This window comes from Streptomyces sp. NPDC051940, assembly GCF_040680895.1.
Classification (GTDB): Bacteria; Actinomycetota; Actinomycetes; order Streptomycetales; family Streptomycetaceae; genus Streptomyces.
On record NZ_JBFAXR010000106.1, the window covers coordinates 1 to 19,641 of the forward strand.

The 19,641-nt window shown below is 73.8% G+C and carries 19 protein-coding genes; 4 read left to right on the forward strand and 15 right to left on the reverse strand.

Annotated elements, in window-relative coordinates:
- Nucleotides 1-45 precede the first annotated feature (45 nt).
- A complete protein-coding gene (locus AB0M28_RS30580; protein ID WP_365412192.1) occupies nucleotides 46-1,512 on the reverse strand; it encodes a PLP-dependent aminotransferase family protein in 1,467 nt (488 codons plus the stop codon).
- Between the two features lie 46 nt (nucleotides 1,513-1,558).
- Here AB0M28_RS30580 and AB0M28_RS30585 point away from each other — a divergent pair, with 46 nt between their 5' ends.
- Nucleotides 1,559-2,017: a carboxymuconolactone decarboxylase family protein gene (locus tag AB0M28_RS30585; protein ID WP_365412195.1), complete on the forward strand. Its 459-nt coding sequence runs from the start codon at nucleotides 1,559-1,561 to the stop codon at nucleotides 2,015-2,017.
- Nucleotides 2,017-2,787: an isocitrate lyase/phosphoenolpyruvate mutase family protein gene (locus tag AB0M28_RS30590; RefSeq protein ID WP_365412198.1), complete on the forward strand. Its 771-nt coding sequence runs from the start codon at nucleotides 2,017-2,019 to the stop codon at nucleotides 2,785-2,787. Before AB0M28_RS30585 ends, AB0M28_RS30590 begins: the two co-directional genes overlap by 1 nt.
- On the opposite strand, the gene AB0M28_RS30595 is transcribed toward AB0M28_RS30590, so the two are convergent.
- From AB0M28_RS30595 to AB0M28_RS30650, 12 genes are all read right to left on the reverse strand, one after another.
- Nucleotides 2,751-3,410, reverse strand: coding sequence for a hypothetical protein (locus tag AB0M28_RS30595; RefSeq protein WP_365412201.1), 660 nt, complete (start codon nucleotides 3,408-3,410; stop codon nucleotides 2,751-2,753). The two genes, AB0M28_RS30590 and AB0M28_RS30595, sit on opposite strands and share 37 nt — an antisense overlap.
- A gap of 62 nt (nucleotides 3,411-3,472) precedes the next feature.
- On the reverse strand, nucleotides 3,473-4,642 hold the full coding sequence (locus AB0M28_RS30600) for a hypothetical protein (protein ID WP_365412204.1): 1,170 nt from the start codon (nucleotides 4,640-4,642) through the stop codon (nucleotides 3,473-3,475).
- Nucleotides 4,643-4,677: 35 nt separating this feature from the next.
- Nucleotides 4,678-5,223, reverse strand: a complete 546-nt coding sequence (locus AB0M28_RS30605) for a hypothetical protein (RefSeq protein WP_365412207.1) — start codon at nucleotides 5,221-5,223, stop codon at nucleotides 4,678-4,680.
- Entirely contained in the window at nucleotides 5,223-6,923 is a 1,701-nt protein-coding gene (locus AB0M28_RS30610) for a hypothetical protein (protein ID WP_365412210.1), read from the reverse strand. Before AB0M28_RS30610 ends, AB0M28_RS30605 begins: the two co-directional genes overlap by 1 nt.
- Nucleotides 6,924-7,085: 162 nt before the next feature.
- Entirely contained in the window at nucleotides 7,086-8,075 is a 990-nt protein-coding gene (locus AB0M28_RS30615) for a malate dehydrogenase (RefSeq protein WP_365412213.1), read from the reverse strand.
- A 148-nt stretch (nucleotides 8,076-8,223) separates the two neighbouring features.
- Nucleotides 8,224-9,828: a DUF2690 domain-containing protein gene (locus AB0M28_RS30620; RefSeq protein ID WP_365412216.1), complete on the reverse strand. Its 1,605-nt coding sequence runs from the start codon at nucleotides 9,826-9,828 to the stop codon at nucleotides 8,224-8,226.
- Nucleotides 9,829-9,943: 115 nt separating this feature from the next.
- Nucleotides 9,944-10,618, reverse strand: a complete 675-nt coding sequence (locus AB0M28_RS30625) for a response regulator transcription factor (protein ID WP_365412218.1) — start codon at nucleotides 10,616-10,618, stop codon at nucleotides 9,944-9,946.
- A gap of 17 nt (nucleotides 10,619-10,635) precedes the next feature.
- Complete coding sequence (locus AB0M28_RS30630) at nucleotides 10,636-11,826, reverse strand: sensor histidine kinase (RefSeq protein WP_365412221.1); 1,191 nt, start codon at nucleotides 11,824-11,826, stop codon at nucleotides 10,636-10,638.
- 426 nt (nucleotides 11,827-12,252) lie between these two features.
- Nucleotides 12,253-12,669, reverse strand: coding sequence for a DUF3017 domain-containing protein (locus AB0M28_RS30635; protein ID WP_365412224.1), 417 nt, complete (start codon nucleotides 12,667-12,669; stop codon nucleotides 12,253-12,255).
- On the reverse strand, nucleotides 12,666-13,520 hold the full coding sequence (locus AB0M28_RS30640) for a bifunctional methylenetetrahydrofolate dehydrogenase/methenyltetrahydrofolate cyclohydrolase (protein WP_365412227.1): 855 nt from the start codon (nucleotides 13,518-13,520) through the stop codon (nucleotides 12,666-12,668). Before AB0M28_RS30640 ends, AB0M28_RS30635 begins: the two co-directional genes overlap by 4 nt.
- Before the next feature lie 138 nt (nucleotides 13,521-13,658).
- Nucleotides 13,659-14,966, reverse strand: a complete 1,308-nt coding sequence (gene tnpB, locus AB0M28_RS30645; RefSeq protein WP_365412230.1) for an IS607 family element RNA-guided endonuclease TnpB — start codon at nucleotides 14,964-14,966, stop codon at nucleotides 13,659-13,661.
- Complete coding sequence (locus AB0M28_RS30650; RefSeq protein ID WP_365412232.1) at nucleotides 14,915-15,109, reverse strand: helix-turn-helix domain-containing protein; 195 nt, start codon at nucleotides 15,107-15,109, stop codon at nucleotides 14,915-14,917. Before AB0M28_RS30650 ends, tnpB begins: the two co-directional genes overlap by 52 nt.
- A 296-nt stretch (nucleotides 15,110-15,405) precedes the next feature.
- Here AB0M28_RS30650 and AB0M28_RS30655 point away from each other — a divergent pair, with 296 nt between their 5' ends.
- Nucleotides 15,406-16,035: a hypothetical protein gene (locus tag AB0M28_RS30655; protein ID WP_365412235.1), complete on the forward strand. Its 630-nt coding sequence runs from the start codon at nucleotides 15,406-15,408 to the stop codon at nucleotides 16,033-16,035.
- Nucleotides 16,036-16,107: 72 nt separating this feature from the next.
- On the opposite strand, the gene purH is transcribed toward AB0M28_RS30655, so the two are convergent.
- Together purH and purN are read right to left on the reverse strand one after the other, a co-directional pair.
- A complete protein-coding gene (gene purH, locus AB0M28_RS30660) occupies nucleotides 16,108-17,673 on the reverse strand; it encodes a bifunctional phosphoribosylaminoimidazolecarboxamide formyltransferase/IMP cyclohydrolase (RefSeq protein ID WP_365412238.1) in 1,566 nt (521 codons plus the stop codon).
- Nucleotides 17,670-18,329, reverse strand: coding sequence for a phosphoribosylglycinamide formyltransferase (gene purN, locus AB0M28_RS30665; RefSeq protein WP_365412241.1), 660 nt, complete (start codon nucleotides 18,327-18,329; stop codon nucleotides 17,670-17,672). The genes purH and purN overlap by 4 nt, the downstream gene beginning before the upstream one ends.
- A gap of 256 nt (nucleotides 18,330-18,585) precedes the next feature.
- Between purN and AB0M28_RS30670 the strand changes: the two genes are divergently transcribed.
- Nucleotides 18,586-19,641, forward strand: a complete 1,056-nt coding sequence (locus tag AB0M28_RS30670) for a hypothetical protein (protein ID WP_365412244.1) — start codon at nucleotides 18,586-18,588, stop codon at nucleotides 19,639-19,641.

The window sequence follows — 19,641 nt, forward strand, 5'->3', positions numbered from 1 at the left end:
CACCCTCCCCCACGGGGGTCTGGGGGCGGAGCCCCCAGGGGGTTGTCAGGGCTGGGCCTCGCCGGAGGTGGTGAGCGCGCGTGCCAGTGCTGCCAGTGCGCCCGGGTACAAGTGGTCCGGCGGGGCCGCGTAGTTGGCGATCACCGCGTGCAGGGGGGACGGGGGCGGGGCGAAGGCCACCGAGGAGAGGGGCATCAGCGCCAGGCCGTCCCTGCGCGCGCGTTCCACCACCGCCGCGTCCGTGCCGGGCGGCACCAGGAGCAGCGCCTGCAGACCGGCCGCCAGCCCCGTCACCCGTACGTGCGGCGCGCGCTCCTCGACCATCGCGACCAGCTGGTCGCGGCGGCGCCGGTAGCGCTGGCGCATCGCGCGGATGTGGCGGTCGTAGCCGCCCGAGGAGATCAGCTCGGCGAGCGCCAGCTGGTCCAGGGAACTGGCGGACCACTCCATGCCCTTGGCCCGCAGCACCTCGCCGGCGAGGCGCTCCGGCACCACCATCCAGCCCAGCCGCAGCGCGGGCGCCAGGGACTTGCTCGCCGTACCGAGGTACACCACCCGGTCCGGATCGAGTCCCTGCAGCGCGCCGATGGGCTGGCGGTCGTAGCGGAACTCCCCGTCGTAGTCGTCCTCCAGCACCAGCCCACCGGTCCGCCGCGCCCAGTCCACGAGCTCCGCCCGGCGCTCCGCCGGCAGCGCGCCCCCGAGCGCGAACTGGTGTGCCGGCGTGAGCAGAACAGCCTGCACACCGCTGTCCGCGAGCCCCTCCGTACGCATCCCGTCCGCGTCCACAGGGATCGCCACCGGCCGCAGCCCCGCCCGCTCCAGCACCGCCCGGTGCTCGGCGATGCCGTACGACTCGACCCCCACCCGGCGCGCGCCCTGCGCCTTCAGCACCCGTGCCATCAGCCCCAGCCCGTGCACGAACCCGGAGCACACCACCACCCGCTCCGGCGCCACCTGGACCCCGCGCGCCCGTGCCAGATACCCGGCCAGCTCGCGCCGCAGCTCGATCCGCCCGGCCGGGCCCTGGTAGCCGAACGCCTCCGACGGCGCGGCGGCCAGCGCCCGGCGCATCGCGGTGGCCCACGCCGTACGCGGGAAGGCGGAGAGGGTGGGCTGCCCGGGGAGCATGTTGTACGTCAGCGGCGTCGCGAGCGGATGCCGCAGCTCGGGCACCGCCCGCGCCTTGCGCACGCTGCGGCGCGGCTCCGCCCGCCGGGCGACCCGGGTGCCGGAGCCCTGCCGCGCGGTGAGCCAGCCCTCGGCGACGAGCTCGCCGTAGACGTCGGCGACGGTGTTGCGGGCGATCCCCAGATCCGCCGCCAGGGCCCGCGACGACGGCAGCCGGGTGCCGGGCGCGAGCCGCCCGCCGCGCACCGCGTCGCGCAGGGCGCGGGTCAGCGAGGCGCTGATCGAACGCGTGCCGTGGTGCAGGTCGACATGCAGGTCGAGGGAGGTGGCCCAGTCCGACGCGCCCGGCTCGTCCGCCGAAGTGGCCCGCTTATCCATCATGGAAGTGGACCATACTCCTGGGCCTGACCGCCCGTACGGTAGAGCCATGACTCAGCGAATGAACATCTACAAGGCGGCCCCGCAGGTCTACAAGGCGGCTCTGGCGTTCAGCCAGGCGGCCGGCCAGGGCCTCGACGAGAAGCTGAAGCACCTGGTGGAGCTGCGCGCCTCCCAGATCAACCGCTGCGCGTTCTGCCTCGACATGCACACCAAGGACGCCCTGCACCACGGCGAGGACCCCGTACGGATCTCGCTCGTCCCGGCCTTCGACGAGGCCGAGGAGCACTTCACCGACCGGGAGCGCGCCGCGCTCGCCCTCACCGAGGCGATCACCGTGGTGACCGACGGCTTCGTCCCGGACGAGGTCTACAACCGGGCCGCGGAGCACTTCGACGAGCAGGAGCTGGCCGCGCTGATCGCCTCGATCACCGCGATCAACATGTGGAACCGCCTGAACGTCTCCACCCGCACCCCGGGCGGCCACTACAAGCCCGGGCAGTACTGATGGCGGGCGTGGACACCTTCCGCGCCCTCCACCACGGCCGCCTCCCCGGGGACCCGCTCATCCTGCCGGGCCCCTGGGACGCCGCGAGCGCCCGCGTCCTCGCCGACGCGGGCTTCGCGGCCCTGGCGACGCCGAGCGCGGGCGTCGCGGCCTCACTCGGGTACGAGGACGGCGAGGTCCCGTACGAGGAGATGTTCGCGGCCGTCGCCCGGATCGCGCGCTCGGTGCCGGTCCCGGTCTCGGCGGACGTCGAGGACGGCTACGGACTGCCGCCCGCGGAGCTGGTGGAGCGGCTGCTGGAGGCCGGGGCCGTCGGCTGCAACCTGGAGGACACGGAGCACGGCACGAAGCGCCTGAAGTCCCCCGCCGAACAGGCCGACTTCCTCGCCGCGGTACGGGCGGCGGCGGGCGACCGCCTCTTCGTGAACGCCCGCGTCGACACCTACCTGCGCGGCGGCGGCACGGTCGAGGAGGCCGTGGAGCGCGGCCGGGCGTACGCGGCGGCCGGCGCGGACTGCGTCTACCCGATCATGGCGAAGCCGGCGCACCTCGGGCCCCTGGCGGACCGCCTCGGCCTCCCCCTGAACGCCGTCGCGCACCCGTCCTTCCCCCCGCCCCGCGAGCTGGGGAAACTGGGCGCCACCCGGATCACGTTCGGCCCGGGCCTGCAACTCCGTACGATGCACGCCCTGTCGGGCATCGTGCACGAGCTGGGCATCACGCCCGACGACGCTCACCCCGCGGGGCAGGACTCCCCGACGCAGAAGTAGCGCAAGACCGTCCGCTGCAGCGCGCGCTGCCGGTCCGGGTCCTCGGCGGGCCCCGCGACCAGCAGCGCGTACTGCCGCCCGTCGCTCCCCACGAACGCCCGGTCCAGCACGTGCCGGGTGCCGAACTCGGGGTGCGTGTACTCGAACTCCAGCTCCACGGGCTGCCCTTCGCCCGCCACCCGCTCGAGCCGGATCAGCCGGAACCCGTCCCGCTTCGCCACCGTGCCGCGCACGGTGACCATCGAGTCGTACGGCGAACTCCCCGGATCGGCGACGGTGCTCAGCTGCAGCAGGCTGCGCCGGTCGGGCGAGTCGTAGTAGACCTGGCTGGCTTCCCCCGGAGCGGGCGACCGGGCCAGCCACGACCGCGGCACGGGCAGCAGCACGCCGGCCTCGTCGGTGGCCCACTGGAACCCGGTGGGCGGCGGCGCGGTGCCGGCGGCGGCCTGCTCGCTCGCCGGCGCGGTCGTCGGGCCCGACGAGGCCGCGACCGGCCCCTCGCTCCCCCCGCCCGGCTCCGCGAGGAGCAGCCACACAAGCGCGGCGACCACCCCGACGGCCAGCACTCCGAGCACGCCGAGCAGCACCCTTCCGGGCTCGCGTCTGCGGTACGTGGCGTCCATGCCACCCCCCTCCCGGGGGTAGGGACGCGGCGGTGGGGAGGAGGGTTCCGCTTCGCGGCGGCTCAGTCGTAGACCGGTTCGTAGTCGCACTGCCCGGTGAGGCAGAAGTAGTCGAGCACCGCCTGCTGCGTCTCCTGCTGCCGCGGCCACGCCTCGGGCGCCCCCGACACGACGACCACCCACAGCTCGCCGTCGGGCATCCGCATCGCCCGGTACAGCCCGCGTACGCCGCCGTTCTCGCCCACCCACGAGTAGTCGAGCTCCGCGGCGTCCTCCCCCGCGACCTCACCGCGCGCGTGCTGGACGTACTCGGGGCGCGACGCCAGCCCCCGCTCCCCGTTCTCGGCCAGGTCCACCAGGTCCATGGGGCTGTCGACCTGCTCGGACGCCTTCCACACCTGCACCAGCGTGCGCTCGGGGTCGTCGGGCGAGCGGTACCAGGTGATCGTGTCCCTGACGTCCCGCTGCCAGCCCTCGGGGGCGACGGTCAGGAAGTCCGGCTCCGTCATGAAGAGATAGCCCTCCGGCGGCACCCGCCCCTCGCCCGAGTCGGACGGCGACGGGCTGTCCGTGGACGTCTCCGGGTCCGTCGGGGAGGGCGTGCCCTCCCCCGCCGACGCGGACACCGACGGCGACGGCCGCGCCCCCTTGCCGCCGCCGTCGTCATCCTTCAGCAGCAGGTATCCGACCGCGCCCCCGGCCACGACGATGACGGTGGCCAGGACGATCGCCACCACCGTGGCGGTCCCGCGGGGCGCGGGACCACCGGGCTCGTGCGGACCGGGGGCGACGGGGTATGCGGGTGATTCGGGAGCGACGGGATACCCGGGCGATGCGGACGACTCGGGACCCGCCGGATACCCGGGGACCGCGGACGGCTGAACGGGCGGCGGAAGGACCCCCGCCCCCTCCGGCGGTCCGCCGATCACGGTCGGCAGCTCGTCCAGCGGCTCCGTCGCCGCCCCCGACCCGCCGTCGCCGGACGGCGGGGGCGTCTCGCCGGACGGCGGGGGCGTCGCGGGTACGACGGGCCCGATCCGCGCCGTGGGCACGTCCGCGGGAGCCGCTCCCCGGCCGTCCGTCTCCGACCCCGGCGCCGCGGGCCACGCCCCGCCGTCCCGCGGACCGGGCACGACGGGCGGCGGCGCGGCAGGAACCGGGGGCGGCGGCGCGCCGCCCGCGTCCGGTTCCTCCACCCACGCCTGGGCGTCCGGATCCCAGCGGGCGGTCATACGGCTCCCTCGGTTCTGCCGCTCATCAGTCCCCCTCAGCCCAGCAGTTGGGCGATCGCCTGCGACACCGCCGCTGCGGAGGCGCCGATGGCCGCGGCCATGGACGACACCTCCAGCCGCTCCCGCAGACGGGCGAGCCGCGACCGGTCGGCGCGCCCAGTCTGCCGCACCTCGTCGGCCACACCGGCCAGTTCGCGCTCCAGTTCGTCCGCCTCGCCCGTGTCCGGCTCCCCGAGCAGGTCCCGGCGCAGCTCCCGTACGGCGGCCAGCAGCCGCTCCGCGTCGGGTCCGGCGACGGCGACCGACGCGTCGACGGCCCGCGCCCGGTCGCCCTGCGCGACGGCGCCGCCGCTCATCGACCCGATGACCAGGCCGCCCGCGCCGGGCGGCGGCACGGCGGGCGGCGGCACGGCGGGCGGTGCCGGCACCTCGCCCGCCGTCCCGGCGGGCCGCGCCTCCCGGCGGCTCTCGTCACGCGCCTCGGCGTCGCTGCCCTGGGCCACCGCCCCGCCGCTCATCGAGCCGATGACCAGACCGCCGCTCTCGCGCGGCGGCTCCTGCTCCGCGGTCGCGTCACTCATCACTTCTCCCCTCCGTCACCGGACGCCGCCCGCGCCCCGCTGCCCTGGGCGACGGCGCCGCCGCTCATCGACCCGATGAACATGCCGCCCTCGCTGATGTTGACGACCTGCTGGGTGAACCTGTCGGTCTCGAACCCGCTGGCCTCCAGGGCGTCCGTGACACCGCTGGTGATCCGGTCCTGGACGGTCTTGACGTATCTGCTGATGTCCATCTCCTGGAACAGGGACACCTCGTCGGCGCTGCCCAGTTCCCGCACGGAGGCGACCGGTCCCTCCCCCGGCAGGACCTCCGGGTCGTGCAGCCAGGAGCGGAGGGCCGAGGCGACGGTCCGGGCGATCGACACGGCGGAGGCGAACACCGCCGTGGGGCTGGAGGTCAGCGCCCGTACGAAGCTGCGCAGCCCGACGGACGCGCCGCGCGCGGCCAGCCGGTCGACCTCGCGGAAGTCCGCCCGGATCGGGTAGAGCACGTGCGGCACGACCTCGAGCACCAGCATCCCGCCCTGGGTGTGCACCCGGACCAGCACGCTGACGACGACCAGTTCGTCCCAGGCGCCGACCCGTACCCGCAGGAAGTAGCGACGCGCCTCGGCGCCCTCGTCGACCGCCTCGGAGATGTGCCGGTCGGTGTTGGGCTCGTCGTATCCGGCCGTACCGCGCTTGGGGCTGGTCGGGAGGTACGCCAGATGGTCGACCTCCAGCTGCCGCAGCCGGTCCCGGCTCGTCGCGGCGGCGGACTGGCGCAGGGCGCCGAGCTTCGGCAGCACCAGGTCGATGACCTGGCGGCTGGTGAGCACGGGCGTCTCGGCGCCGCCCAGGGTCTTCCGCTGCTTGAGCTCGACCGCGAAGGACCAGGGCTCGTACGGGCGTCCGTAGCCGACGAACGGCTCGTACGGGTCGTACACCGTGAGCCGCGCGTACTGCTCCTGGTCGATCGAGGAGGACAGGCGGCCCTGCTCGGCGGGCAGTTCGAGGCGCGGGCGGTTGCGGAACCCCGGCCTGGACAGCTCGTCCCGCAGCACCCGGTCGACCCAGACGCGGTGCGCCCAGACCGGCAGGACGAGCAGCAGCGGGAAGAAGACCATGGTGTAGCCGCCGCGCGGTGCGAGGTACAGCGCGGCCAGCCAGAACACCAGCATCAGGAGCCGGGCGTACCAGCGGATCACGAAGGCCGCCCAGTCCCGCCAGCGCGCGGCGCGGCCGGGCCCCCGGCCGTCGATGGTGTACACGGCGGCGCTGCGCCCGCTGATCACCCGGGACAGCCAGAGCATCGCGCAGATGCCGGCGTACGCGGGTGCCGCGTACGGCAGTTCGCTGTTCTGGAACTCCACGATGAAGAACACCAGCCACACCACGGCCAGCCACAGCCCGGTGTACACCTCGCGCCGCCGCACCCGCAGGGCGTGGGCCAGCACGGGCACGGCGTCCACGCCCAGCGAGGGCGCGACGGTGCGCTGCCGCTGCTCCACGAGCTCCTCGATCACCCGCCGCCGGTACCCGGCGTGCAGGTACACCCCCGCACAGAGCAGCCGGGTGGCCTCGCTGAACGACTGCGGGCGGCCCGGGCCGGCACCACCGGCCTGGGCGGGTACCCCCGGCTGGGTGAGGGCCGGGGCGGGTGGTGGCGGCGTGGCCGGTGCGGCCGGTACGGCCGGCGTGGCCTCCGTGGGGCCGGGCTTCGGCTCGGCAGACTGGGTCAAGGTGTCCCCCGATCGCTCAACTGAACTGTCGCAACGTCAAGTTACGGGTGTGTCAGCGTAGCGAAGCTGTCAACGCAAACGGCCCGCCTCCCACTCGATCGAGTGAGAGGCGGGCCGTTTGTACGTAAACGAGGGGGCGTCTGTTCCGGACCGGAGCCGGGATCAGATGAGGCCGAGGGCGCGGACCGCCTCGCGCTCCTCCTCGAGCTCCTTGACGGAGGCGTCGATCCGGGCGCGGGAGAACTCGTTGATCTCCAGACCCTGGACGATCTCGTACGCGCCGTCCTTCGTGGTGACCGGGAAGGACGAGATCAGGCCCTCGGGCACACCGTACGAGCCGTCGGACGGGATGCCCATGGACACCCAGTCGCCGGCCGCGGTGCCGTTGACCCAGGAGTACACGTGGTCGAGCGCGGCGTTCGCGGCGGAGGCGGCCGACGAGGCGCCACGGGCCTCGATGATCGCGGCACCGCGCTTGGCGACGGTCGGGATGAAGTCCTCGGCCAGCCACTTCTCGTCGTTCACGACCTCGGCGGCGCTCTTGCCGGCGATCTCCGCGTGGAAGATGTCCGGGTACTGGGTGGCCGAGTGGTTGCCCCAGATCGTCAGCTTCTTGATGTCGGTGACCGGGGCGCCGGTCTTCTTCGACAGCTGCGACAGGGCGCGGTTGTGGTCCAGGCGGGTCATCGCGGTGAAGCGCTCGGCCGGCACGTCCGGGGCGGCGGCCTGGGCGATCAGGGCGTTGGTGTTGGCCGGGTTGCCGACCACGAGGACCTTGATGTCGTCCGCGGCGTGGGCGTTGATGGCCTGGCCCTGCGGCTTGAAGATGCCGCCGTTGGCCTGGAGCAGGTCACCGCGCTCCATGCCCTTGGTGCGCGGGCGGGCGCCGACGAGGAGGGCCACGTTCGCGCCGTCGAAGGCGACGTTCGGGTCGTCGGTGATGTCGATGCCCTGCAACAGCGGGAAGGCGCAGTCGTCCAGCTCCATCGCGGTGCCCTCGGCGGCGCCCAGCGCCGGGGTGATCTCCAGCAGGCGGAGCTTGACCGGAACGTCCGGGCCGAGCAGGTGGCCCGAGGCGATACGGAACAGCAGCGCGTAGCCGATCTGTCCGGCGGCGCCGGTGACGGTGACGTTCACGGGAGTGCGGGTCATGACGTTCATCTCCAGGCAGGCTCTGGTCCGACGGTCCCGCTTCATCCGCTGACGGGCTCCGCCCGCGGGCCGATGACGGGGCCCCGCACAATCTATCCGAACGCTTCTTGATCAAGCGGCACAGCCCGTGTGTGACCCGTCACCCGGCTCACCCCGCGTCCCCCGTGCAGCCCTTCCGCCCGTCCGCGAGCTCGACGCAGGTCCGGATGCCGGCGGGGCTTTCGACCGCCTCCATCGGCGTGTACCCCTCCCCCGACCTGTCCACGGTGATCTGCCGCACCCGGCCCGCGCCCGCCTCCAGCCGCACCACGGATCCCGTCGCCGCGTCGGTGACGCGGCCCCAGACGGCGCCGCAGAGCTTGCTGAAGCGGACCTCGACGTAGGCGCCGCCGAGGAAGAGGTCGTCGGTGGTTTCGGCGTTCTCGCCGCCGCAGCCGCTGTTCTCGGGGTCCTTCCCGGTGCAGCCGCTGCCCTGGCAGGTGATGCCCGCGGGGAGGGTCCGGCTGGGGCTGACCGAGGGCGAGGGAGTCGCCTCGTCACGGCTGCCCTCGTCGCCGTCCCCGCCGACGAGCCCGACGCCGTAGACGATGCCGGCGCCGAGCGCGAGTACGGCGGCGAGCACGGCGGTGAAGCCGACGGCGCGCCGCAGTCTGGGCCGGCGGCCTTTGGCCCCGTTCCCGTTCTCGCCCTCGCCGTCGCCCGTCGAGGCGGGTGCTTCGGGCGCGCCGGGCCCCTCCGGCGGGCCGGGCTGCGCGGGTACGACGGGAGGCGCGGGCGCCGCGGTCGGTCCGTCCGGTCCGGCGGCCCGGTCGGGCTCGGTGGCGTCGGGCGGGACCACCGCCCGGTCCGGCTCGGTCACACTCGGCGGTACGGCGGCCCGCAGCGGCTTGGCCAGGTTCGCCCGCCCACCGGCCGGTTCCGGCGCGGCGGACACGCCCGGCGCCGGCTCGGCCTCCCAGGGGGACGCGGACCGCTCCGCGTCCGGAACCGGCCCCGGGTCCTGGGTCACGACGTCGGCCACCGTCACGACAGCCGGAACCGGCACGGGCACCGAGTCCTCGGGCTCCGCGTCTGCCGGCTCCACGTCCTCGGGCTCCATGCCCGCAGGCTCCACGTCCTCGGGCTCCACGTCCTCGGGCTCCACGTCCTCGGGCTCCACGTCCTCCGGCTCCACGCCCGCAGGCTCCACGTCCTCCGGCCCCGCGTAGACCGGCGCCCCACCGTCCGCGGCCGCGTCGGCCGGCTCCGCGTCCGACGGCGGTACGACCTCCGGCGGCGCGTCATCCCGTACCGCGTCCGAGGCAGGTGCGTCGGGCCCCGCCCCGTCCTCCGCCACCCCGTCCGAAGCCCCGGGAGCGTCCGCCCCGCCGCGCCCGAACAGCGGGAACCGCCGCCGGTGCGGCGACAGGTCCGGCGGCGGGCCGAACTCGCCGAGCGACGCGCGGGCCTCGGCGGCGGGCGGCGCCGGGTCGGGACGCCGCTCCGCGCGGCTCCACGCCCGCTCCGCCAGCTCCCACATCGCCACGAGATGCCCGGGCTCCGCGCCCGTGACCTCGGCCAGTGCCTCGACGGCGCCCTGCGGCGGGAGCAGCCGGCCGCCCAGGTACCTCTCCCAGGAGGACCTGCCGTACCCGGTCCGGTCGGCGACGGTGTCCACGGGCAGCCGGCTGCGCTCCACGACCCGCCGCAGCTGTTCGGTGAACTCCCGCACCTGCGGATCGAGTTCGTCCGGCAGCTCCTGCCAGCGAGTCATCTTCCTCCCCAACTCCCGGTGTCGTTCGTGTCCGTAGAGACGGCCGGTCCCAGGATGACAGTTCCCGCGGCACCGACGAAGGGGCCGGACAGCACCTGCCGCCGCGGGCGGCCGGTCATCCTCCCGGGGCCACCAGCCCCGTCTCGTACGCGAGCACGACCGCCTGCGCCCGGCTGCCCAGACCGAGCTTCGCCATCGTCCGGTTCAGATGCGTCTTCACCGTCGCCTCGGAGATGAACAGCCGCTCCGCGATCTCCACGTTCGACATCCCCCGCGCGGTCAGCCGCAGTACCTCCGTCTCACGCGCCGTGAGCTGCTCCAGCTCCGCGGGTGCGGACGCCACCTCGGGCACGGCCGCCCGTGTGAACGCCTCCACCAGCCGCCGCGTCACGCTCGGCGCGAAGAGCGTGTCCCCGCCGGCGACGGCCGCGACGGCGGCCAGCAGCCGCTCCGGGCCGGTGTCCTTCAGCAGGAAGCCCGACGCGCCGGCGCGCAGCGCCCGGTACACGTACTCGTCGAGGTCGAAGGTGGTCAGCACCAACACCCGGGGTCCCGGGGAGGGATCCCCGCCGTCCGCGAGGATCCGCTCCATCGCCTCGATGCCGTTCATCCCCGGCATGCGGATGTCCATGAGGATGACGTCCGGCCGGCAGCGGGCCGCCTCCGCGACCGCCTCCGCGCCGTCCGCCGCCTCGCCCACGACCTCGATGCCGTCGGCCGCCCGCAGCAGCCCGACGATGCCGGCGCGCACCAGGAACTGGTCGTCGACCACGAGCACCCTGGTCGCCATCGGCAGCGGCTGTCCCCTCAGTCGCCGGCATCCTCCCGCCCCGCCGCAGCGGAGGTCGGCAGCGTGAGCCGGACCTCGAAGCCCCCTTCGGGGCGTGGGCCGGTCAACACGGCACCGCCGTAGAGCTTGGCGCGTTCGCGCATGCCGATCAAGCCGTGCCCCGCCCCCTCCGCAACTCTGGCCGGATCCACGCGCTTTCCGTCGTCGGTGACGGTCACCCGGAGGCTGTGCGGCCGGTACGTGAGGCGCACCTCGGCGTGCGCGGGCCGCGCGTGCTTGAGCACGTTCGTCAGCGCCTCCTGCGCCACGCGGTACGCGCACAGCTCCACACCCGGCGCCAGCGGGCGTACCTCCCCCTCCACGACCAGTTCGACGGGCACGCCGCCGGCGCGCACCCGCTCGGCCATCTCCGCCAGCCCGCCGAGCCCGGGCATCGGGGCGTACGACTCGGGGTCCGCGGCCGAGTCCCGCAGCAGGGTGAGCATCCGCCGCATCTCTTCCAGCGCCTCGCTGGAGGTGTCGGCGATGGTGCCGAGCGCCCGCTGGGCGGTGGCCGGATCGCTGTGGAACACATAGCGGGCGAGGCCCGACTGCACGGAGATCACGGACATGTGGTGGGCGATCACGTCGTGCAGCTCGCGCGCGATCCGGGCCTGCTCCTCGGCGACCGCGCGGCGCGCCTTCTCGTCCCGCTCGGCCCGCAGCTGCCGGGTGAGTTCGGCGAGCCGCTCGCCGCGCCGCTCCGACTGGCGCGCGGCCTGCCCGAAGCGGACCAGGATCGCGGGGAAGACGACGGCCATGGCCACGGCGGCCGGCACCGAGCCGTCCGGGGCGACGATCCCCGCGTACACCCAGACCGCGCCGAGCCCCACCGCCGCGGCCACGGCGATCCGCAGCGGGCGGGCGGCGGCGACGGTGTAGAGGGCCATCAGCGAGGCGAGGCTGTTGACGGCGGGCCAGTAGCCGAGGGCGGTGTACACCGTCCAGACGCCGTAGACGCCGACGGCCACCGCGACCGGTGCGCGCCGCCGGGCGATGAGCGCGAGGTTGATGACGCAGGTCAGCGCGTAACCGGACGTGTCCAGCCGCGGATAGCCCTCGCGGGTGTCCTGCTGCCCGAGGAGCAGCGCGCACGCCAGGTAGGCGAGCGCGATACCGGTGTCCACCGTCAGGGGACGCCGGAGCCGGGTTGTCCGCAGGGGCCGCATCGGCGCAGCGTATCGACGGTGTCGCGGCGGCCGCGTCAAACCGTCGCCGTACCGCGGAAGTTGCAGGGAACCGCCGGCGTACCGCGGCTTTCACGCCCGATCTCCAACCGCCACGGGACGCGGCGCCCGCCCCCGTCCGCCTAGTTTCTGAGGCAGTACGAGGGCGGCTCCGGGGGATGTCTCGGGGGAGACAGGCCGCCCGCACGGAGCCGCGGGCCCTACGGGGGTCCCAACGGGGGACACGGGCCCGCGGCCCCGGAAAAGGGACGATCATGTCTGTGCGGGTGAAGGGCACGGTCGGCTACAAGACCGCCCGGTACCGGTCCGCCTCGGCCCGCGGCTGACGCGGCACCCCTCGGACGCAGGCGGTGGCCCGCCCCCCTTCGCACCGGGGGCGGGCCATCGCCGCGTCCTGGACCCAGGCCGTCAGACCGTGGAGTGCAGGATCTCCTTCACGAACGGGATCTCCAGCCACGGATTGGGCTGCGCCGACAGCGCCAGCAGCGCGATCCCGAGACCCATCACCCCGTACGTCACGACGTCCGTGAAGCGCGAGCGCACCGCGAGCATCCCCACGCGCGGCAGCGTCCAGCGCAGCACCCCGCCCAGCAGCAGCGCGCAGGCGACGAGCAGGCAGCCGACGCGGAAGGCGTCCGCGGCCACCACCACGAGGCCCACCGCGGCGATGCCGAGGACCAGCAGTATCGGCCACTGCCGCGCCGGGGCCGGGGCGTCGCCCGGGGCGGTGCGGCCGCCGCCCTGCGGACGGGCGGTGTCGACCGTGACGTCGGGCCGGCGCCGGCTCCTGGCCTTGGGTTCGTGCGCCTCGCCCGCGCTGCTCACCGGGCCGCCCTCTCGGCTGCCTCCACCACGTTCGCGACCAGCATCGCGCGGGTCATGGGGCCGACCCCGCCCGGGTTGGGCGACAGCCAGCCCGCCACCTCGGCCACGCCGGGGTGCACATCGCCGTGGATCTTGCCGTGCTCGTCGCGCGAGACGCCGACGTCGAGGACCGCGGCGCCGGGCTTGACGTCCTCCGGCTTGATCAGGTGCGGTACGCCCGCGGCGGCCACGATGATGTCGGCCTGGCGCAGCTGCGCGGAGAGGTCGCGGGTGCCGGTGTGGCACTGCGTCACGGTGGCGTTCTCGGATTTGCGGGTGAGCAGCAGCGGGATGGAGCGCCCGATGGTCACCCCGCGCCCGACGACGACCACGTGCGCCCCGTTGATCTCCACCTCGTACTGCCGCAGCAGCCGGATGACGCCCCACGGGGTGCACGGCAGCGGGGCGGGCTCGTTGAGCACGAGGCGCCCCAGGTTCATCGGGTGCAGGCCGTCGGCGTCCTTCTCCGGGTCGATCAGCTCCAGGACGCGGTTCTCGTCGATGTGCTTCGGCAGCGGCAGCTGGACGATGTACCCGGTGCAGGCCGGGTCCTCGTTCAGCTCGCGCACGACCGCCTCGATCTGCTCCTGGGTGGCGGTGGCGGGCAGTTCACGCTGGATGGAGGCGATGCCGATCTCCGCGCAGTCCCGGTGCTTGCCAGCCACGTACTTGTGGCTGGCCACGTCGTCGCCGACGAGCACGGTGCCGAGGCCGGGCGTGATGCCGCGGGCCTTCAGCGCCTGGACGCGGGTGGCGAGCTCGGACTTGATCGCGGCCGCGGTGGCCTTGCCGTCGAGAATCTGGGCGCTCATACCCCCATCCTCCCGGATGCCACGCCCCGGACACCAATCGGGTGCGGTTTCAGATCGTCACGTTCCGGGGCATTCCGTTACTGAGAACCTCAGCGGCTCTCAGCGTTCCGGGCGTTTCTGCCGGGAAGGTCCGTCGCATCACCAGAGCGTGAGGGCTTCGGCTTGGGGACGGTCTCTCGCTTCCGTCTGCCGCTGGTGCGGCAGGCTTGCGCCACCTGCCCGCCCCGCCAGCGCCATGGGGCGCGGGCGGGTGGTGCGGGTCTTGCGGTCGGCTCCACGAGGCTTCGACACCGCTGGGGCGGTGTCCTGGTCTCCGGCCACTCCGGTACCAGTTGCTGCGGCTGCCGCGAGGGCGGCGAGGTTGAGTGCGGCATTGTCGTCCCGGTCGATGACCAGGCCACAGGCGTCGCAGGTGTAGGTCCGGATGTGCAGCGGCAGCTTGGCTTTCACCGCGCCGCAGCCGGAGCAGGTCTTGGAGGAGGGATACCAGCGGTCCGCGACCACGAGGCGGGTGGCGTGGCGCCGGCGGGTCTTGTAGGTGAGCTGGCGGCGGATCTCGCCGAAGGAGACGTCCGCGATGCGCCGGGCCAGGCGCCGGTTCTTCAGCATGCCGGCGACGTTCAGGTCCTCGACCACGATCGTGCCGTACTCGGCGGCAACAGCGGTGGTGAGTTTGTGCAGAGCATCGGTGCGGAGGTTCGCGACCCGGTGGTGCACCCGGCCCAGGGCGGCGTTGGCCTTCTCCCACCGCTTCGACGGCTTCGCCCCAGTACGCGGGTCCGGGCCGCGGCGGCGGGAGGCCACGCGGGAGGCGCGGCGCAGCCGCCCCAGCGCGGTCTCGTAGTGCCGGGGGTTGGCCACGGTGCGAATCTCGCCCGTGCTGTCGGCCAGTGTCGCGAGGGTCTTCACTCCGAGGTCGATCCCGACCGCGACGTCCGGGCGCGTCACGCGCTCGATGTCCCGCTTCACCTCGACCTGGAAGGACACGAACCAGCGTCCGCGCTCGTGCCGCACCGTCGCGGACAGGACCCGGGCGGTCCCGGCCTGCATGCGGGCGAGGAGCTTGGCGGTGGGTTCGTGGGTGCGGATCGTGCCCAGCCTCGGCAGCGTCACATGCCGGCCATCGGTGTCCACGCGGATCGTGCCGGTGGTGAACCGGCAGGCCAGGCGGGCGTTGCGCTTCGACTTGAACCGCGGCGCACCCACCCGGGCACCCTTGCGCTTGCCCCGCTTGGACTTGGCGTAGTTTTCGAACGCGGCCGACGCGTTCGCCAGCCCCGTGTTGTACGCCTCCTTGGAGTTCTCCCCCCACCAGGCAGCGAAACGCGGGTCGGTGCGCTTGGCCTCGTTGAACGCCTTCCGCAGCGACAGCAGCGACCACGACCGCCACTCCGTCAGCCCGCCCCGGCAACGCCGTAGGACTCCTCCGCGCTGCGCTGCAACCACGACGCGCACACCCAGCCCACCGCCCAGTTGTACGCCGCACGCGCCGCACCGCAATGCGAGCGCAACGCCCGCTCCTGGACGCCGTTCGGATCGAGCGCGAACCGGTACGCCTGCACCACGAACCCGGACCGCGGCCGGAACACCTTCACCCCCTCTGCACCCCCCTCGCCCCAACGCCGCCGTCGAACAACCCAACGAGCACCACACGAAGAAGTCACACAAACACCACAACGGCAACCGCCCAGGGCACCACCACCCTCATCAACGCGACAGACACCAATGAACAGAAGACTCCCTGACACACCACGCACCAGCGGGCAACCCTCCGAAGAAGGAACTGTCCGATGCTGAGGGCAGGCGACACGGGGTGGACAGCCCTGTGCCCACCGACCAGAGTGGATCGCCAGCGGTACCCCACCACCCATCGAGGAACCTCACCGTGAACCAGCCCCTTCCCGACAACCCCTATTCGGGCAGCCCGAAGCAGGACCAGCCCCCGGGTGTGCCGCAGCAGCCGTCGCCGTACGACAGCCCGCCGCCCCTCCCCGGCTATCCGCAGCCCCAGCCCGGGTACGGCTACCCGCAGCCGGGCGCGCCCTACGGCGGCTATCCGACGCCGGTGTTCACCATGCCGGGGACGCTCAAGGCCGCCCGGGTGTTCCTCTACGTGATAGCCGGCGTGCAGACAATCTGGTCGTTCATCGCCGTCGCGTTCATCCTGCCGAAGCTCGACGAGAACCTGCGCGACGCCTCCGGCGCCTCCGACGACGAGATCGAGATGATGGCGGACATCGGCCAGGGCGCACTGGTCGGCCTCGTCGTCGTCACGATGATCTGCGTGGCGCTCGGCATCGTGCTGGCGCTGCGCTACTCCAACGGCGGCAACGCGGTGCGCGTGTGCACCATCGTCTACGGCTCGTTCGGCATCCTCGGCGGACTGGTCACCTCGATGATCGGGCTGATCACGACGGTCCTGTCGATCCTGCTCATCGTCTTCGCCGCACAGCGCAGCGCGTCCGACTGGTTCAACCGGCCACGGGCCGGGCAGCCGGGCTATCCCGCGTACTGAGCGAGGCGGCCCCGGGTCACGCGGTGACCCGGGCCCGCCCCTGTCCGGCCGCGGCTCGGCGGCTCGGTGGAATCAGTGGAAGAAGTGCCGCGTCCCCGTGAAGTACATGGTCACGCCCGCCTTCTTCGCCGCCTCGACGACCTGCTCGTCGCGGATCGAACCGCCGGGCTGCACCACGGCCTTGACCCCGGCCGCCAGCAGCACCTCGAGCCCGTCGGGGAACGGGAAGAACGCGTCGGACGCGGCGTACGAGCCGGCCGCCCGCTCCTCGCCCGCCCGGCTCACGGCGAGCTTCGCCGAGTCGACCCGGTTGACCTGGCCCATGCCGACGCCGACGGAGGCGCCGTCCTTCGCCAGCAGGATCGCGTTGGACTTCACGGCCCGGCACGCCTTCCACGCGAAGGCGAGGTCCGCCAGCTCCTTGGCATCCAGCGCGTCGCCCGTGGCCAGCGTCCAGTGCGCCGGGTCGTCGCCCTCAGCCTGGAAGAGGTCGCGGTCCTGAACCAGGAGGCCGCCGTCGATGGGGCGGAACTCCTTGGTGTGGCAGGGGGCGTCCGGGCGCAGCAGCACCCGGAGGTTCTTCTTCTTGGTGAGGGCCTCCAGCGCCCCCTCCTCGAAGCCCGGGGCCACGATGACCTCGGTGAAGATCTCGGCGACCTGCTCCGCCATCTCCTTCGACACCGGCCGGTTCGTCGCGATCACGCCGCCGAACGCGGACAGCGAGTCGCAGGCGTGCGCCTTGCGGTGGGCCTCGGCGATGTCGGAGCCGACGGCGATCCCGCACGGGTTGGCGTGCTTGATGATCGCCACACACGGCTCGTCGTGGTCGTACGCGGCCCGCCGGGCGGCCTCGGTGTCGACGTAGTTGTTGTACGACATCTCCTTGCCGTGCAGCTGCTCGGCGCCCGGCAGGCCGAGTCCGCTGCCGTCGGAGTACAGGGCCGCGGACTGGTGCGGGTTCTCGCCGTAGCGCAGCGACGCCTGGCGGGTGAAGGTGGCGCCGTAGAAGTCCTGCGGGGCGTCGTCCTCGGCCTTGGCGTAGCTGGAGGCGAACCAGTTGGCGACCGCCACGTCGTACGAGGCGGTGTGCTGGAACGCCTCGGCGGCCAGCTGCTTGCGCTGGTCGAGGGAGAAGCCGCCGGCCGCGGCGGCCGCCAGCACGTCCGCGTACCGGGCAGGGTTGACCACGACCGCGACCGACGGGTGGTTCTTGGCGGCGGCGCGCACCATCGACGGACCGCCGATGTCGATCTGCTCGACGCACTCGTCCGGCGAGGCGCCCGAGGCGACGGTGGCCTCGAAGGGGTAGAGGTTGACGACGACGAGCTCGAACGGCTCGACGTTCAGGTCCGCCAGCTGCTTGCGGTGGTCCTCCAGCCGCAGGTCGGCGAGGATCCCGGCGTGCACGCGCGGGTGCAGGGTCTTGACCCGGCCGTCCAGGCACTCGGGGAAGCCGGTGACCTCCTCGACCTTGGTGACGGGCACACCGGCCGCGGCGATCTTCGCGGCGGTGGAGCCGGTGGAGACGATGGCCACCCCGGCCTCGTGCAGGCCGCGGGCCAGCTCCTCCAGGCCGGTCTTGTCGTACACGCTGATCAGCGCGCGGCGGATGGGGCGCTTGGAACCTTCGGCGGTCACGGGGTCAGAACCTTTCGTCCCTCGATGCGGTAGCCGTCCCGGGCCAGCCGGCCCACGACGTCGACGAGCAGCCGTCGCTCGACTTCCTTGATGCGCTCGTGGAGCGCGTCCTCGGTGTCCTCGGGCCGGACCTCGACCACGCTCTGCGCGATGATCGGGCCGGAGTCGACGCCGTCGTCGACGAAGTGGACGGTGCACCCGGTGACCTTCACGCCGTACGCGAGCGCGTCGCGGACGCCGTGGGCCCCGGGGAAGCTGGGCAGCAGGGCGGGGTGGGTGTTGACGAGCCGGCCGCCGAAGCGGGCCAGGAACTCCTTGCCCACGATCTTCATGAAGCCCGCGGAGACCACGAGGTCGGGCTCGTACGCGGCGACCGCCTCGGCCAGCGCCCGGTCCCAGTCCTCGCGGCTGTCGTGGTCCTTGACCCGTACGACGAAGGTGGGCAGCGCCGCGCGCTCGGCCCGCTCCAGGCCCGCGATGCCGGTGCGGTCCGCGCCGACGGCGACGACGCGGGCGCCGTAGCCGTCGGGGTCGGCGGCGATGGCGTCGAGCAGCGCCTGGAGGTTCGTACCAGAGCCCGAGACGAGGACGACGAGCCGGGCCGGTCCGGCTGAACCGGAGGTCGGGCGGGGCACGTACTGCTGCTGGGAGGCCACGGCGGAACTTTCTGCGGGACCGGGGGGTTGTCGGGTCGTACGAAGGGGGACGGCCATGGCTTCCATGTGTCCCTACAAACGAGCGACCGCCTGCAACGATACCTGCCGGGCGCAGCCCCTCCGTCCGGCGCGGGGGAGGCGGTCCTCACACCGGCTCCCCGGTCCGCCCGGGCCAGGGGGCACACGGGACGACTGACGCTATCCGGGGTAGCGTCAGGACAACGGACTTCGGACTCGGAGAGAAGACGCCCGCCACATGCAGCCTCAGCCTTATCCGCACCCGCAGAGCAGCTCGTTCCCGACCGCACGCCCGGTGCGGGCCGGCGCGCGGCTGTACCGCGAGCCCTCGGACCAGCCGCCTGCGACGGGATCCGGCTCGGACACGGCTTCGGGCGACGGACAGCAGGACGCGGGAACTCCGCCCGCTCCGACGTCCACCCACCCCGGGACGCCGGGACAGGAGCCGGGCGACCAGCCGTCGGCCTGGGGCAGCCAGTGGTCGCGGCGTCAGCCGCCGCGGCGCCAGGGAGGCTGGGGCGGCCGCCCCGGCAACGACCACGGCGGCGGCCCGTGGGGCGAGGGCCCGCAGGGCGGCGGCCCGTCCGGCCAGGCGCCGTGGGGCGCCGGCCCGCAGAGCGGCGGGTCGGGCCAGTCGCCCTGGGCCGGCCCGGAGCAGGGCGGCGAACCGAGCGACCGCCGGCCGGACCCCAACCAGGGCGGACCCGGACCCTCCGGCCAGGGTCCCTGGGGCGGGCCGCCGGAGCAGGGCCCGTGGGGCGGCGGCGGTGACCGGCGGCCGGACGCCGGCGGGCCGGGCGGACCCGGCGGGCTGCGCTGGGACCCGACCGACCCGAACCAGCGGCGTGCCCGCTATGCGCTGCTGGCCGGGGTGTGGGCGTTCTTCTTCGCCATCCTCACGTTCTGGCAGCTGGCCCTGCTGCTCGGCGCGCTGTCCGTGTACTGGGGCATCTCCTCCCTGCGCAACAAGGCCCCCCGTCCGGAGGGCGCCCCCGTCCCGGCGGGTTCGACGGCGTCGGGTTCCGCGCAGCGGCAGCCGGCCGTGGACGCGTTCGGCCGCCCCGTGCAGTCCGACGCGGCCAGGCCGCAGACGACGGCGGCGGTGGTCGGGATCGTCGCGGGCGGGCTGGCGCTGGCGATCGTGGCCGCGCTCTTCACGCTGCAGATGGTCTACCGCGACTACTTCACCTGCGTGGACGACGCCCTCACCCAGGCGTCGCGCGAGGCGTGCGCACCGCTGCTGCCGGAGCCGCTGCACCCGGTGTTCGGCGTGGACGAGAAGGACGGCTCCTAG